Source organism: Sunxiuqinia elliptica (assembly GCF_900113005.1).
GTDB classification, from domain to species: Bacteria; Bacteroidota; Bacteroidia; order Bacteroidales; family Prolixibacteraceae; genus Sunxiuqinia; species Sunxiuqinia elliptica.
This window is the reverse complement of record NZ_FONW01000004.1, coordinates 131,717-145,651: the sequence shown is the minus strand read 5'-3', so window position 1 is coordinate 145,651 and position 13,935 is coordinate 131,717. Positions and strand designations below refer to the sequence as shown.

The window sequence follows — 13,935 nt, the reverse complement described above, 5'->3', positions numbered from 1 at the left end:
TTCTAATTTAATTCAAAGCCTATTGCATTCTCCTTTCCAAATTCATCCGGCCACTACCGGAATCGGGAGGCTGAAACGTTTCCATTTCAACCCATCGGTTTTTATCGCCTATGCAGAACACGTAGCTCTAAAAACTCGGAGTGTTATGTGCAAATATATAAATATCTGCATTTGTTTAAGCGGCTGAGCTTAATTTAGATTCATTCCAAAGCGTGTTTTGGAACAGCTTTGTTATAAACAAGGGAATAATAAAATAGTTTCGATAAGTAGAGCTTATTTATAGAAACTCATTTCGTCAATGTATTCCCAGGTTTTAGTGGGGAGAAAATGACGGATGTCTTTTCCTTCAGCAATCGCTTTCCGAATAAAGGAGCTTGAAATTTCCATTACCGGAGCCTGAATGAAATGAATGTGAGGATGTTTTTTTAACTGGCTCTCGTCAATGCCCGGTCTGGGATAAACCAATAAATTGTAATTCTCCAGAATGAGCTCATAGTTTTTCCATTTTTCAATGTGAAGCAGGTTGTCGGCTCCCATAATTAAATAGAAATCATGCTTGGGATGACGTTCATGGAGGTAGGTTAGCGTGTCGATGGTGTAAGAGGGGATAGGCAGATTAAACTCGATGGAAGAGGATCGAAAGCGATCATCATTTTCAATGGCCCGTTCTACCATTTCCTGTCGCTGATAGTTATCCAGCAGTTTCTTTTTGGTTTTAAACGGACTTTGCGGGCTAATGACAAACCAAAGTTGGTCAATGTCTGAATGTGTGACCAGATAATTGGCAATTGCCATATGCCCGATGTGTATGGGATTGTATGTTCCGAAATACAGTCCGACTTTCATGCGATTAAAATTGTTTATTTACAAGATGTTGCATGTTTGTAAGCATTTCCCCTTTTACATGCACGTTTACGAAAATAGCTATTTGTTAATGAATGAAGTTACCAGTTTTTCCGCATTGGCCAATGTTACTGGTAGCTCTTCGCTAATGAGCACAACATCAAACTTGGGAGCGAAGGTTAACTCATAAGCCGCTTTTTCCACCCGTTTTTCAATGACTTCCTGGCTATCGGTTGAACGTCCAACCAGTCTGTTTCTTAACTCTTCGATAGAAGGTGGCTGAATAAAAACGGCAAGCGCTTCATCGCCATAGTGTTTTTTGATGTTGACTCCACCGACCACATCAACATCAAAGACGACATGCTTTCCTTGTTCTCTGATGCGCTCAACTTCTTCTTTTAAGGTTCCGTAACAGGTTCCGGCATACACTTCTTCCCATTCAAGAAATTCACCTTTAGAGACTTTGCTTTGAAACTCATCCGGGCTTAGAAAATAATAGTCTTTCCCATTGGTTTCGGTATGCCTTGGCGCACGACTGGTTGCCGAAATTGAGAATTCAAGACCAAAGTCTTGTTGCAATAAATGTTTTACAACCGTGGTCTTGCCGGCTCCTGAGGGAGCTGAGAATATAATAAGTTTACCTTTTTTCATACTAAGGTTTATTACAATGTAACTTTCATCTTTGTTTAGAAAGCAGATGTAGTTGATGCTTTCAAAAGTCTCACGATTTAATCCAGACCGAATGATTTACTGGATTGGGCCAAAATAATAACAATATAAAGTTACAATACGTTCAACATTTGTTCTTTGATGCGCTCCAACGAATCTTTCATTTGAACAACAATGCGCTGGATATTGCTTTCATTGGCTTTGCTTCCAAGCGTATTGATTTCCCGTCCAATTTCCTGAGCAATGAACCCGAGCTTTTTGCCCACCACTTCATTGCTTTCCATCGTTTCCAGAAAATAGTTGCAATGGTTAAGTAAGCGAACTTTTTCTTCGTTGATGTCTAGTTTCTCCATGTAGTAGATCATCTCTTGCTCGAAACGGTTTTTATCCATGTTTCCGTTTAAGTTGAGCTCATTGAGCCCATCCATAATCCGATTTTTTACATTCTCAATCCGTTGTTTTTCGAAAGGCTCTACTTGTTTTAATAATTTAAGTATTTCGTTAATGTTTGAACAAATGTCTTTTTCTAAAGCAACACCTTCCTGAGCGCGAAACTGATTAACAGCAGCAATTACTTCATGAATATTGGCATGAATAACTTCCCATTCTTTTTCATCCAGTTCTTCGTAAACCGTTTTCACCGAATCCGGTAAACGCATGATGGACTGCATGATTTCATCGGTTACAGGAAGTCCTAGCTTTTTTTGAATGCCGCTTAACTGCTCGAAATAAGCCGAAACAATGTTTTCATTAATGACCGAGTTACTTTCCATTCCCAGGTTTTCAATGTATAATGAAAAGTCCATTTTACCCCGAACCAATTTTTCATTGAGCTCTTTGCGAATCACAATGTCTTTTTCGCGGTAGAGGGCAGGAATGCGAGAATTAATGTCCAGTTGTTTACTATTGAGTGATTTGAGTTCGACAGTTATTTTTTTGTTTCCGGTTTCAAATTCGGCTTTGCCGTAGCCAGTCATTGATTTTATCATGCGGTAATTTTTAGTTGTGCGCAAAGTTAGTATTTTAAAAGGAGTTCGGAGCAATATCTCCAGATGTTTTTGGAGGTAGACATGTAGCTTGTTGATGCTCGTTTCAATAGGTGTACCTGCTTATATGGTACATTGTTAGCAAAAAAAAGGATTGCCAAATGACAATCCTTGAGCTTATGCTATTTTTTGAGAGTTTATTTGCTTAATCGTCTTCGTCCTCATCATCGCTGTCGCTGTCCTCTATATTTTCAGCAATGTAGTCGAGCTCGGCATACTTATCTTCAAATTCACTTCTCGACTCATCTTTCAGAACACCTTCATCATCGTAGTCGTCATCATCACTAATGATGTCTTCTGCTTGCTGGGTGGTCATTCTTACTAAATAATATTTTTCATCAGTTTCAAAAGGAAGAGCACTAACCAACATGCCATCCTTATTCGTAAAAGTGATCAAATGTTGGCTGAACCCTTCAGGATGCACCAGCTTGATCTGCTCCTGAATACTATTGTCCAGCTTCTCGAAATCTTTTATTACTCTCGGTTTGCTGATATTCATTGTTTTATCCTCCATCAGTTTTCGCCTTAAGAAGGCTCGTTATTAGCTTAAATTTTAGTTCTTAAACTTGTCGAAAAATACAAAAATGAGTGAATAAAAAAACAGGTTAGATAGCATCCTTGAACTTTTTTTTGAAGCTGATCTTGCCTGAAGCTAAGGGTAAGAGCGGAAAGCGGCTTAAGGTGTTGGTTTTGTGAGGTTATTGATTTTATTTATCGGCAGCGATGGCATGTTGTCAAGCAGATAAAATGCATTGATAATACCTACTTTTTGATAATTAATAAGGTCTTTTTCGGTGATTTTAGCCTGTCTAATTTGCCCTTCAGAGAGTAATTTCTGGCGTTGGGTGCCTGCCAATAGCGGTTGTTCCGGAGTGAGCCATTTTTCTCCATCATAAAAAACCAGGTTGCCAATGGTGCAATCAGTGATTAAGCCCTTTTTAACAATGATAATCTCATCAGCGTTTCCTCGCTTTTTGAACAACTCATTTAAATGAGTACGATCGGCATATTTGTAGGCGTAATTAATGGTATTGTCGTAAACAATTTGTAACGAATGGATTGAACGTGTTTGGTAGGGAATAAATTCAACTTTTTGAATTGTCTGATCGTAAAGAACGCGACAGCGGTAAGTGATGTTTGCCAGATCATCGGGAATTGAAATTACTTGCTCCAGGTCAATCTCAGGTAAATTGAAAAGCTCTTTCCGGGCCTGATTAAAGCGCCAGTTGTGGAAACTCATATTGAGCAGTCTGCCGTTTTCAACTTTTATGGTTTCAAGCAATTGGGACATAAATCTTCTTGACGAGTTCTTCGTATTCTTGTTCGCAGTCGCTTTGGAAGGTAATGCCACCTCCACTTTTAAAAATCAGTTCATCGCCTTGTTGTTCAAGGTAGCGAATTAATACACAGCTATCGAAATTCTCCCCATCGAAAAAACCAAAAATCCCGGTATAGTAGCCCCGGTCATACTTTTCCGCTTCTTTAATTATTTCCACTGTTTTTTTCTTTGGAGCCCCACTGATGGATCCTGCAGGCAAAAGTTTATTAATTATATCCCCCAGGTGTTCGTGGTAATTTTCAGGTAAAACGCCGGTGATTTGCGAACTCATTTGTAGCAGCTCATTGCGGTTCGATTTGATGTGATCGAGGTAACGGTATCTTTTCACCTGGACCTGATCGGCAACAATACTTAAATCATTGCGAATGAGGTCAACAATGGTATTGTGTTCGGCCAACTCTTTGACATTGTTTTTCAGAATGAAAGCAGCATTTTCAATATTGGCATCAATGGTGCCTTTCATAGGAAAAGAGGAAATCTTTTGATCTTCTATCCGCACAAAGATTTCTGGAGAAAAGCAGACAAATTGATTTTTGAGCATGATCTTGTATGGCGCCTGGCTGGCATGAAAGATCTCGGTAAGCGATAGATTGGTCTCAACACGACTGGGCATCGTCAGGTTAAGCAAATAGCTGTCGCCCCCGTGTAAATGGCTTTGTGCCAAGTTAAAGGCTTTTTGATAGCGACCATAATATACGGGCTGCACCTTCCAGTCAAAAGAATCAACTGTCGAGGAAGTCTCTTCGTAGTTTTGTTGTGAAGGAGTTTGCCATAAAAGGTGTTGGCGACTTTCTTCAATACCCCAAATTTTTGGGTGCTCAAAGTCAAAATCAATTAAAAAGACGAATGGGGTTTTCGTTTTTCCCAAGTCATTCATCTTTAAAATGGTATGTTTCCGAAGCTTATTCATGCGGGCGCAAAGATAAGAAAATGCTTTGCAAAGGCAGAGCTAATTGCTCATTGCTTTGAATGGTATCGAAAATGAAAAATATTTGATTTTGCTTAGGCCATTGCCCTTGCTTTTGTAGCTTTGTGCTACAATTTTGGAACTATGGGAATTGCAGAAAATATTAATCTACTAAAGAGTGAAATCCCCGAAGGGGTTAATCTTGTTGCGGTTTCGAAAACCAAACCCAACAGTGCTATTCAGGAAGCTTACGAAGCTGGACATCGTATATTTGGCGAAAATAAGGTCCAGGAGCTGAGCCGGAAATATGAAGAGCTTCCGAAAGATATTGAGTGGCATTTTATTGGTCATTTGCAAAGTAATAAAGTAAAGTATATTGCGCCGTTTGTCAGCTTAATTCACGGTGTTGATAGCTGGAAACTGTTGAAAATGATTAATAAAGAAGGACGGAAGAATGATCGGGTTATTCCTTGCTTACTTCAATTTCATATCGCCGAAGAAGAAACAAAATTCGGACTTGATTTAGAAGAAGCTAAGGCTTTGTTGGAGATGCCAGAGCTGAAAGAACTGGAGCATATTGACTTGGTTGGCGTGATGGGCATGGCAACCTATACCGATGATGAAAGCCAGGTTAGAAAGGAGTTTGGCAAGCTGAAATCGATCTTCGAGCAGTTGAAAGATACTTATTTTGCAGGAAAGGATTCATTTAAGGAGATTTCAATGGGAATGTCGGGCGATTATCAATTGGCTGTGGACGAGGGAAGTACGATGATTCGAGTTGGAAGCCGTATTTTTGGGGAACGCGAATACCATTAAAGAACATAAATTGAGACGTGTTTTTTTAATATATTAGAAGCACTAAAAAAAGAGAAGAAATGGCAAATTTGGAGACAACATACATGGGTTTGAAATTGAAAAACCCAATCGTGGTAGCCAGCTCGGGGCTGACGAATACCGTTGAGAAAATTAAAGATTTGGAAGAGGCAGGAGCTGGTGCTGTTGTGCTTAAATCCATTTTCGAAGAGCAAATAAACAGCGAGGTGAGCCATTTAATAAACAAAGATCCTCAGAACCTTTATCCGGAAGCAGAAGACTATATTTGGAACTATACGCGGAATAACTCGATAACAGCTCATTTGGAGTTGGTTAAAGAAGCGAAAAAGGCGGTTGCTATTCCAGTTATTGCCAGCATCAATTGTATTTCGGCTAAGGAGTGGGTGAGTTTCGCCAGCGATTTCGAAAAGGCTGGAGCTGATGCTTTGGAACTGAACCTTTTTGTAGTGCCAACTGACCGTTTGCAAACAGGGGCCGAAGTAGAGCAATTGTATGTTGATGTGTTGAAAGCAGTAAAAAAAGAAGTAAATATTCCTGTGGCAGTGAAAATTGGTTATCATTTTTCAAACTTGGTATCGATGACGGAAAAGCTTATGGCAAATGGAGCAGCTGCTGTTACCATGTTCAACCGTTTTTATGAGCCCGATATCAACCTGGATAAATTGGAGCTCTCGGCATCAGAGGTGTTTAGTTCGCCAGCTGATATTCGCCGGACTTTACGTTGGGTGGGCTTGGTAAGTGCAGCACTTCCAAAGTTGGAGATTGCAGCTTCTACCGGGATTCATGATGGAGCAGCGGTGGCTAAACAGTTATTGGCCGGGGCACAAGTGACTCAGTTATGCTCAATCGTTTATATTGAGGGAGCACAGGTGATTGATGGTATTTTGAAAGATCTGGAAGCCTTTATGGATAAGTGGAACTTTGAAAATATTGAAGCGTTCAGAGGGCGTTTGTCTTATGCTAAGATTGAAGATCCCCTTCTTTACGAGCGTTCTCAGTTTATGAAATACTTCTCAAGCAGAAACTAAGCGTAAGCTCAAAAAAATAGTGCAGGCTTTGGCTGATGGGAGTACCCTGAAGTCAAAGCCTTTTTTGTTTTAAAGATTTCGGATAAGCGGAGGCACAGGAATGCCATATCGTTTTAACTCGGGGAATACAACGCTGATACTTAAATTGTGCATGGGATAGATCCAGTCCCCTGATTGACTGAGAACAGAGCCCAAGTAGTGTAGCTTGAAATACTTGAAGTCGTAGCCCAGGTTAAGCGATACGCGGTAATTGTTTGTGTCAATGTTGTAAACAGAGCCTAGTCCAATTTCAAACTGTTTGCGTTGTACCATCACCTCTCCAAAAAATTGCATGGTGCTATCGGAAAGGTGGGCTATAGCTCTCGGGCGAATAAGGTATTTCTTTGTTAACAGATCACGTTTGTAGTAATTGAAGATTTTTTCGGCATGAATTAATACCTGATACGAAGAAGCATCAAATTCATCCGTGTAGGGTTTTTTTTTGTACGATCGCCTGAAGTTTGCTGTAAGGCCGACACTGCCATCAAAATTAGCGAACAAAATTCCAGCTCCTCCAACAACCTCTGTCGTTCGGTAAAGCGAGAATCCTGGAGGCGCATTATTATCTGGATGATCACCTGGGCCTAGAAAACGGTCGAAAATAAAAAGGCTGAATTCCTTTGATGGCTGCTGCATGCCAAGCATGATCGATGGAATAATGTAGCGCTTGTTCTCTTTGGGATAATACTTTGCCGCAGCTAACCGAAAAAAAGGAGCGTAAATGTTTTGAGTGTAATCCATATCAATACCACCGATGTAGCTAAGTCCTAGCGAACGTTTTTTTCTGAAAAAATCGTGGCTAATGAATCGCATGTAACTTTGCGTATCTTTTCTTCGGGTTCCAACGAGCGAAACCATAAGCCGATCTCCTCTTGTTGCCCCACTGTACGATGAGTTAAGTAAAATAGGAGTCGAATAGGTTTGAATATCTCCAAACGTTTGGCTAGTTGCGTCATCCAGCATTCCCAGTAAGACAATAAAAGCAAGTATAAATCGGGTAAATCTCACGAACTACAAATCTGGTTTTTTCACTTCTTTAGCATAAACAACAGCTTTTTAGGGAAACTGTTTTATGCAATTGACCTGAAAATACAATAAGACTGGTAATTTAAGTCTTATTTCTGAAAAAATGAGTCCTCGAGCTAGCGATAAATGATCCGTTTTAGACAATCGAAAGTTTCTATAAAAATGGTCGAAGGCAACAAAATTAGAATTGACATTCGCCCATTTTTATTCCTCTTGAAAATCAGGGTGATTCAGAAACAGAGCTGTGAGCAGGTGTGTCGCTTAATAGGATTGCGGAGAAATACCTCGTTCAAAAGCTGGTAAAAAGTCCAGTAAGTCGTGCATTAAGGCTTTCTTCTGTTCGTCTGATTCGAGCATTGCTTCCTTGAGTTTCCGGCTTTCCTTATCGGCAATCTCTTGAGATATTTTGCCTGACATGTTGGTTATCACGGTATAGGCTTCAATGGCCGTTTCCAATTCTTGCTCAATGACCAGGTCAATAAAAAGGGAAAGGTGATTGCTGTAGTCTAACCCGTTTTCCCAACAGGCTGAAGTTAAAAAACGGAGTTCGTTAACGTATTTTTTATTTTCAATCGCTTCAATAAGAAATGGAACGGCATCAGTTTGTTTTAAGTCAGATAGCAAGCGGACAATCTGATTGCGGATTTCTTTGTCTGAAGCCGTGTGGAGAACTTCGATGAGTGTTGGGATATAGCTTGTATTTCCAGTTTCTTTTAGCTGTTTTAAAGCTTTAATTACTGTTTCAGGACTTGATGAATTGAGTTGATTAACAATTGTTGAATTAATGCCTGGTGTTTTCTTTTGTTCCATGTTTTTGCTTTTAAAAACACAAAGTTAGCATTTCCAGTTAAAATACTGTTAAAGTAGGATATTCGTAGATTGTAGAATCGATTCTTTACCTTTGTGGCCTATTTTTCATTTTTTTAGATGGATAAAACAAAGGAATTAGGAGAGGGGCATATTCCCCGTCTCATGCTAAAATATTTTATACCAGCATTTATCGGGGTGTTTGTGAATGCCTTGTACAATATTGTTGACCGGATTTTCATCGGACAGGGAGTTAGTGCTGTCGCCTTGAGTGCAGTTTCTGTAATTTTTCCGGTCATGTTGATTGTTATGGCTTTTGGTATGCTGATTGGTATTGGTGCTGGCGTGCTGGTATCAATTAACATGGGGCGTCGCGACGTGGATCGGGCTGAAAAGGTCTTAGGCAACAGTTTTATTTTGATGTTGTTGGTTTCGGGCGTAATAACCCTGATTGGCTTTGCCATAAAAATGCCCATGCTGAAGATGTTTGGGGCAACGCCTGAAACGATTACCTATGCAAATGACTATCTGAATATTATTCTGGTTGGTGCTGTTTTTCAGGTGGTTGGTTTTTCTCTAAATAATATTATCCGAAGTGAAGGCAATGCTCGGATTGCCATGTATTCGATGTTGTTGAGTGCCGGTTTGAACCTGATTCTGGATCCAATTTTTATCTTTGGATTGGGTCTAGGCGTAAAGGGAGCCGCTTATGCTACGGTTGTTTCCATGATTGCCTTGTCAGCTTGGGTGTTGGTTCACTTTTATAGCAAGCGTTCGGTCGTTAAGTTACAGTCCAAGTATTTTCGCCTCGATCCTGTTATTGTGAAGGAGATTGTGGCGATTGGAATGGCGCCATTCTTTATGCAGACCGCTAATTCAGCTGTTCAGGCATTGATTAATACGAAGTTGATTCAGTTTGGAGGCGACTTGGCCGTGGGAGCAATGGGAATTGTTAACTCGGTGGTGACTTTGATTATCATGTCGATTGTGGCTATCAATATGGCAACACAACCCATCATCGGTTTTAATTACGGAGCTAATGCAGGTTTTCGGGTGAAGGAAACCTTGCGTTTAGCAATGATTGCTGCGACCTTCATTTCGATCAGTTCGTTTGTCTTAATTCTGGCAATTCCAGATGCAATTGTTCGCTTGTTTAATGCTTCGGACCCCAATTTACTTGCCCTTGGAAAGGAAGGTTTAACCTTGTCCTTGTTAGCGCTTCCTTTGATTGGTTTTCAGGTTGTTGTTGGTAATTTTTATCAATCAGTGGGAAAAGCGCAGATTGCCACTTTATTAACTTTGCTGAGGCAGGTGATTATACTTATTCCTTTACTATTCATCCTACCTCGGTATTGGGAATTAACCGGAATTTGGCTAGCCATGCCTATTGCAGACACATGCTCCGCGATAATTGTTGTCTTCTTTATATCGAAAGAATGGAAGCGTCTGGATACGATAAAGGCATAATGAAGATTTAGAATAAACAGCTATGAAAAAAGTCTTAACTCGAATAAAATCGAATTAAGACTTTTCTTTTTTAACAGGATCTTTTTAAACTAATCCTTGTGCTATCATGGCGTTGGCAACTTTTACAAAGCCGCCAATGTTAGCTCCTTTTACGTAGTTGATGTAGCCATCTTCTTCTTTCCCGAATTTGACACACATTTCATGAATATTGCACATGATGCGGTGTAGTTTTTGGTTTACCTCTTCGTGGCTCCAAGCCAAACGCATGCTGTTTTGGGTCATTTCCAATCCTGATACGGCAACACCACCTGCATTGGCTGCTTTTCCTGGTCCATAAAGAATCCGGTTCTCAATAAACAGGTTTTTAGCTTCAGGAGTACTCGGCATGTTAGCGCCTTCAGCCACCAAAATACAGCCATTGGCTAAAAGAGTTGCAGCATCATCCCCGTTCAACTCATTTTGAGTTGCACATGGTAGGGCAATGTCACATCTGATTCCCCATGGGCGTTGGTTTTCGAAATACGCTACATTGTACTTTTCTGCATATTCATAGATCCGGCCACGGTAACCGTTTTTCAGTAGTTTTACGTATTCCAGTTTTTCCCGGTCGATACCATCGGGGTCATAGATTGTTCCGTTTGAATCAGAAAGACTCACCGGCTTTCCTCCCAAGTCAAGAACTTTCTCAACCGCATATTGGGCAACATTGCCTGATCCCGAAATTGCAACGGTTTTTCCGGCAAAACTTTCGCCACGTGTTTTTAGCATCTCTTCAGCAAAATATACGGTACCGTAACCCGTTGCTTCAGGACGGATTACTGAGCCTCCCCAGCCAAGTCCTTTCCCTGTTAACACACCGGTAAACTCATTGCGAAGACGTTTGTATTGTCCAAACATAAAGCCAATTTCGCGACCTCCAACGCCGATATCTCCAGCAGGAATATCAGTGTCAGGACCAATATGGCGGGCTAGCTCGGTCATAAAGCTCTGACAAAAGCGCATAACTTCATTGTCTGATTTGCCTTTGGGATCAAAGTCTGCTCCTCCTTTTCCACCACCCATTGGCAACGTTGTCAAGCTATTTTTCAAAACTTGCTCAAAAGCCAGGAATTTGAAAATATTCAGGTTGACATTGGGGTGAAAGCGAAGTCCTCCTTTGTAAGGTCCAATCGAGCTATTCATCTCTACGCGATAGCCGCGGTTAATTTGGACGTTACCATTGTCATCAGTCCAAGGAACTCGGAATTGAATAACTCTTTCGGGTTCAACCATACGCTCCAGGATTTTTGCTTTTAAAAATCGAGGATGTTTGATAAGATAATCTGCAAGACATTCAACAGAACCCTGAACTGCTTGATGGAATTCTGCTTCACCTGGATTTTTGGCTTTCACATAGGCCATAAAATCCTCTGTAAATTTTTTTGGATCGTTTAAGCTCATTAAAAAAACAATATTGAGTTGGTTTATAACTTCTACTTATTAAAAAATAAATTTTAAGCGCTGAAAAGTTGGGAGGTGTAAAATTATAATTTTTTCACTGTTTTGATGTCAATTTGATTGATAAAGTTGTCAAAATTTTACTAATGAAAAGATAAAACTAGGATAGTGTGTTGATATTCAATTTGTGTGGCACTTTTTCGAGCAAGATGTCTAAATTGTTAAGAGAAGTGTTTGTAGGCCTGGTTTTCGAGTAATTTACGCTTAAAGCAGGTGTTGTCCTAAAACTTTAAGTTCTGGACGAATGATTGAAATTTTTATTCCCAGAGTAATCGTTTATCTAAAATGATAGATGCTATGTAAAGAAAGAATGAATTTGAAAGCCTGATGCTGAATTGCAGATAAAAATGAAAATCGATGATCTTTGCAGATAATTATGAAAATTGTATTGAGTTGGCTTTGCTTTTGATGATGATTAAAATGATGAGATGGGTATGATGATGTGGAGGTGGGCTTAACTGTTTTTACAACTGCGCATAACGCAAAAAGCCTGCTAAAACACTCTTGTTTCAGCAGGCTTTTCTTATTCAGCTGTTTTTTATAAACTACTAGAATTTGATATTTTCAAGGCGGGCATTAAAATGCTCCAATTCGCTGAATACGTTTTTCTTCATCTCGTGAAGCTTATTTTCGTAGTCTTTAAAAAATTGGTGATAGTATTGAATGCCTTCCTGTAGGTTCTCTCTAAATTTCTTGAAGTAATTGACCTGCTTTTTATCTTCTTCCGCTTGCGCTTCTTTTAGATTGCTTTCCAGGTAATCAACGTACATGCCCAACTCTTTAATAAATAGATTTGGACGTTTGACTTCTTTCAGAAGATTGATTTTTCCATAAATATGGTCAACCATCTCTTTTAAAGAAACAAGTTGTTTGAAGTAGGCAATGTTTGGCCCGGGACAGATACTCACTCCGGTTCTTTTGCTTTCGGTATCCAGGCCATTAGCTAAGTAAGTTGAGTTGGTCAACCCTTCGCACAAACATTCTTTTTCAGTCAATTTATCTTTGAGTGTTTGCTTTTCTTCTTCACTGTGGGCTGAAAGTTCAATCTCGTTGAACTTCTTTCTTAGGTATTGTTTTGAAGCAGTGCAAATGGGCTTATCCGTGAATTCTGTGTTGAAAACCAAGTAACGTTTGGTACAAGGGAATCCAGGCTTACCATCTTTTAAATAATTTTGAATGGCTTTTTGCTGGCTGGCACCACGAACATTGTTAAAAGGAACACCAAGAGGAGAGGCTTTACTGAGGTAAAGGTCTTGTTCATCAGCATCTCTAAGTAGTCCAAGGCTTTCCGAATCAATGTGACAGGCTTCGGGAACCAGCATAAATGGGCTTCCCCAGCCAATACTATCCAGTTGGTATTCGTCAAGTAAAAGCTGGTGCTCTTCGTTGGTTCCAATGCCACCTTGAGCTGTAATTTTCATTTCAGGTGCTTGTTGGAGTTCTGGAAGACCTTTATCTTTTAATCCAGACTGGAGTACATTGAATGTTGCATCCAATAGTTCCTGGCGCTTCTCTTTAAACTCATTTAAAATGGGTCCGAGCAGATGACCTTGGGTTGCAAAGGCGTGTCCTCCACAATTCAGTCCTGACTCAACTCGGAATTCAGAAACCCAGATACCTTTTTTAGCCAGAAAACGGCCTTGTATCATCGCCGAGCGAAAGTCACTTACCTTAAGAATAATTTTTTTACGAAGGTCGCCATTTGCGTCCGGGTAAAAATCGCTGAAATTTTCAAGATAACTGTACAAGCGTGGATTCATACCAGCTGAAAGTACTAAGGATGAACACAAGTTGCTGTTGGCAAATCCGCGCAAGGCTGCATGAGCATCATTGTATTCGGCTGGGAGCTGTTCTCCATCAGCAGAAACATTTGCTTTATCCAGTTTTGTCATGATGTTGACATCGATTTTACCTGGAGCTAAATTGCTTCTTAGCCAGTTTTTCACCTCTTTCAGATTGGTATTCTTGGTGTTTTCTACCAAGTGATTAAATTTTTCCCGAATTTGAGTTGAATTGGGGAGCAGGTCGAAATACTTTTCAAGTTCACTTTCTTTTTTTTGAAAGTTATTGATCATTTCTTCGTATTTGTCGTGCACCAACTTATCAACCATATTGAGGTAAGCCGTAATTCGTTTTGCTCTGGAGTCTTCAACTTTAGAACTGATGTTCTGGTAGGGAATATCAAATTTCTTGCTGTAGAATTCTCGCATTTTCTCAATCAGAATATCGTCGACCAGCGATATAACCGATGATATTCCAAGGTGACCTACTTTTACAGGAGTGTCGATGGTGTATCCTAATCCCATGACCGGGATACTAAAAGTGTGCGAATTAAAATTCATTTTTCGATTTTTATTAGCGGAGAGCTATGCGCCAACGAGGGCGAAAAAGCGCTAAATCATTGGGCATAAAATTCTTCCTTTCATTCAGTAT

At 40.0% G+C, this 13,935-nt stretch carries 13 protein-coding genes and 1 riboswitch; of the genes, 3 read left to right on the top strand and 10 right to left on the bottom strand.

The window, feature by feature from the left end:
- Positions 1–11 precede the first annotated feature (11 nt).
- Positions 12–153, bottom strand: a riboswitch (molybdenum cofactor riboswitch).
- A 120-nt stretch (positions 154–273) separates the two neighbouring features.
- From nadD to BM156_RS10385, 6 genes are all read right to left on the bottom strand, one after another.
- A complete protein-coding gene (gene nadD, locus BM156_RS10410; protein WP_093919810.1) occupies positions 274–846 on the bottom strand; it encodes a nicotinate (nicotinamide) nucleotide adenylyltransferase in 573 nt (190 codons plus the stop codon).
- A 78-nt stretch (positions 847–924) separates the two neighbouring features.
- Positions 925–1,494 carry a guanylate kinase gene (gmk, locus tag BM156_RS10405; RefSeq protein ID WP_093919809.1) on the bottom strand — a complete coding sequence of 190 codons (570 nt, stop codon included), beginning with the start codon at positions 1,492–1,494 and terminating at the stop codon, positions 925–927.
- A 131-nt stretch (positions 1,495–1,625) separates the two neighbouring features.
- Complete coding sequence (locus tag BM156_RS10400) at positions 1,626–2,501, bottom strand: YicC/YloC family endoribonuclease (protein ID WP_093919808.1); 876 nt, start codon at positions 2,499–2,501, stop codon at positions 1,626–1,628.
- A gap of 202 nt (positions 2,502–2,703) precedes the next feature.
- Entirely contained in the window at positions 2,704–3,057 is a 354-nt protein-coding gene (locus BM156_RS10395) for a hypothetical protein (protein ID WP_093919917.1), read from the bottom strand.
- 177 nt (positions 3,058–3,234) lie between these two features.
- Positions 3,235–3,849 carry an aminotransferase class IV family protein gene (locus BM156_RS10390; RefSeq protein WP_093919807.1) on the bottom strand — a complete coding sequence of 205 codons (615 nt, stop codon included), beginning with the start codon at positions 3,847–3,849 and terminating at the stop codon, positions 3,235–3,237.
- Positions 3,833–4,807: an aminodeoxychorismate synthase component I gene (locus tag BM156_RS10385; protein ID WP_093919806.1), complete on the bottom strand. Its 975-nt coding sequence runs from the start codon at positions 4,805–4,807 to the stop codon at positions 3,833–3,835. The genes BM156_RS10390 and BM156_RS10385 overlap by 17 nt, the downstream gene beginning before the upstream one ends.
- Positions 4,808–4,948: 141 nt before the next feature.
- Between BM156_RS10385 and BM156_RS10380 the strand changes: the two genes are divergently transcribed.
- Both BM156_RS10380 and BM156_RS10375 read left to right on the top strand, forming a co-directional pair.
- The gene (locus BM156_RS10380; protein ID WP_093919805.1) at positions 4,949–5,620 is read left to right on the top strand and encodes a YggS family pyridoxal phosphate-dependent enzyme; all 672 of its coding nucleotides are present in this window, start codon (positions 4,949–4,951) and stop codon (positions 5,618–5,620) included.
- A 59-nt stretch (positions 5,621–5,679) separates the two neighbouring features.
- Positions 5,680–6,666 (top strand): dihydroorotate dehydrogenase-like protein, encoded by a 987-nt coding sequence (locus BM156_RS10375; protein WP_093919804.1) that lies wholly within the window; start codon positions 5,680–5,682, stop codon positions 6,664–6,666.
- A 69-nt stretch (positions 6,667–6,735) separates the two neighbouring features.
- On the opposite strand, the gene BM156_RS10370 is transcribed toward BM156_RS10375, so the two are convergent.
- Together BM156_RS10370 and BM156_RS10365 are read right to left on the bottom strand one after the other, a co-directional pair.
- A complete protein-coding gene (locus BM156_RS10370; protein WP_093919803.1) occupies positions 6,736–7,713 on the bottom strand; it encodes a hypothetical protein in 978 nt (325 codons plus the stop codon).
- A gap of 279 nt (positions 7,714–7,992) precedes the next feature.
- Positions 7,993–8,541, bottom strand: coding sequence for a HEAT repeat domain-containing protein (locus BM156_RS10365; protein ID WP_093919802.1), 549 nt, complete (start codon positions 8,539–8,541; stop codon positions 7,993–7,995).
- Positions 8,542–8,658: 117 nt separating this feature from the next.
- Here BM156_RS10365 and BM156_RS10360 point away from each other — a divergent pair, with 117 nt between their 5' ends.
- Positions 8,659–10,005 carry an MATE family efflux transporter gene (locus tag BM156_RS10360; protein ID WP_093919801.1) on the top strand — a complete coding sequence of 449 codons (1,347 nt, stop codon included), beginning with the start codon at positions 8,659–8,661 and terminating at the stop codon, positions 10,003–10,005.
- 84 nt (positions 10,006–10,089) lie between these two features.
- Here the strand turns inward: BM156_RS10360 and gdhA are convergent, their stop codons facing one another.
- Both gdhA and BM156_RS10350 read right to left on the bottom strand, forming a co-directional pair.
- Complete coding sequence (gene gdhA, locus BM156_RS10355; RefSeq protein WP_093919800.1) at positions 10,090–11,445, bottom strand: NADP-specific glutamate dehydrogenase; 1,356 nt, start codon at positions 11,443–11,445, stop codon at positions 10,090–10,092.
- A gap of 605 nt (positions 11,446–12,050) precedes the next feature.
- Positions 12,051–13,844 (bottom strand): hypothetical protein, encoded by a 1,794-nt coding sequence (locus BM156_RS10350; RefSeq protein ID WP_093919799.1) that lies wholly within the window; start codon positions 13,842–13,844, stop codon positions 12,051–12,053.
- Between the last annotated feature and the right edge of the window lie 91 nt (positions 13,845–13,935).

What these genes read in the sequence shown, in the direction of transcription:
- nadD (WP_093919810.1), bottom strand. Translation starts at nt 846, where the DNA reads ATGAAAGTCGGACTGTATTTCGGAACATACAATCCCATACACATCGGG.
- BM156_RS10400 (WP_093919808.1), bottom strand. Translation starts at nt 2,501, where the DNA reads ATGATAAAATCAATGACTGGCTACGGCAAAGCCGAATTTGAAACCGGA.
- BM156_RS10350 (WP_093919799.1), bottom strand. Translation starts at nt 13,844, where the DNA reads ATGAATTTTAATTCGCACACTTTTAGTATCCCGGTCATGGGATTAGGA.
- BM156_RS10385 (WP_093919806.1), bottom strand. Translation starts at nt 4,807, where the DNA reads ATGAATAAGCTTCGGAAACATACCATTTTAAAGATGAATGACTTGGGA.
- BM156_RS10380 (WP_093919805.1), top strand. Translation starts at nt 4,949, where the DNA reads ATGGGAATTGCAGAAAATATTAATCTACTAAAGAGTGAAATCCCCGAA.
- BM156_RS10395 (WP_093919917.1), bottom strand. Translation starts at nt 3,057, where the DNA reads ATGAATATCAGCAAACCGAGAGTAATAAAAGATTTCGAGAAGCTGGAC.
- BM156_RS10365 (WP_093919802.1), bottom strand. Translation starts at nt 8,541, where the DNA reads ATGGAACAAAAGAAAACACCAGGCATTAATTCAACAATTGTTAATCAA.
- gdhA (WP_093919800.1), bottom strand. Translation starts at nt 11,445, where the DNA reads ATGAGCTTAAACGATCCAAAAAAATTTACAGAGGATTTTATGGCCTAT.
- BM156_RS10375 (WP_093919804.1), top strand. Translation starts at nt 5,680, where the DNA reads ATGGCAAATTTGGAGACAACATACATGGGTTTGAAATTGAAAAACCCA.
- BM156_RS10390 (WP_093919807.1), bottom strand. Translation starts at nt 3,849, where the DNA reads ATGTCCCAATTGCTTGAAACCATAAAAGTTGAAAACGGCAGACTGCTC.
- gmk (WP_093919809.1), bottom strand. Translation starts at nt 1,494, where the DNA reads ATGAAAAAAGGTAAACTTATTATATTCTCAGCTCCCTCAGGAGCCGGC.
- BM156_RS10360 (WP_093919801.1), top strand. Translation starts at nt 8,659, where the DNA reads ATGGATAAAACAAAGGAATTAGGAGAGGGGCATATTCCCCGTCTCATG.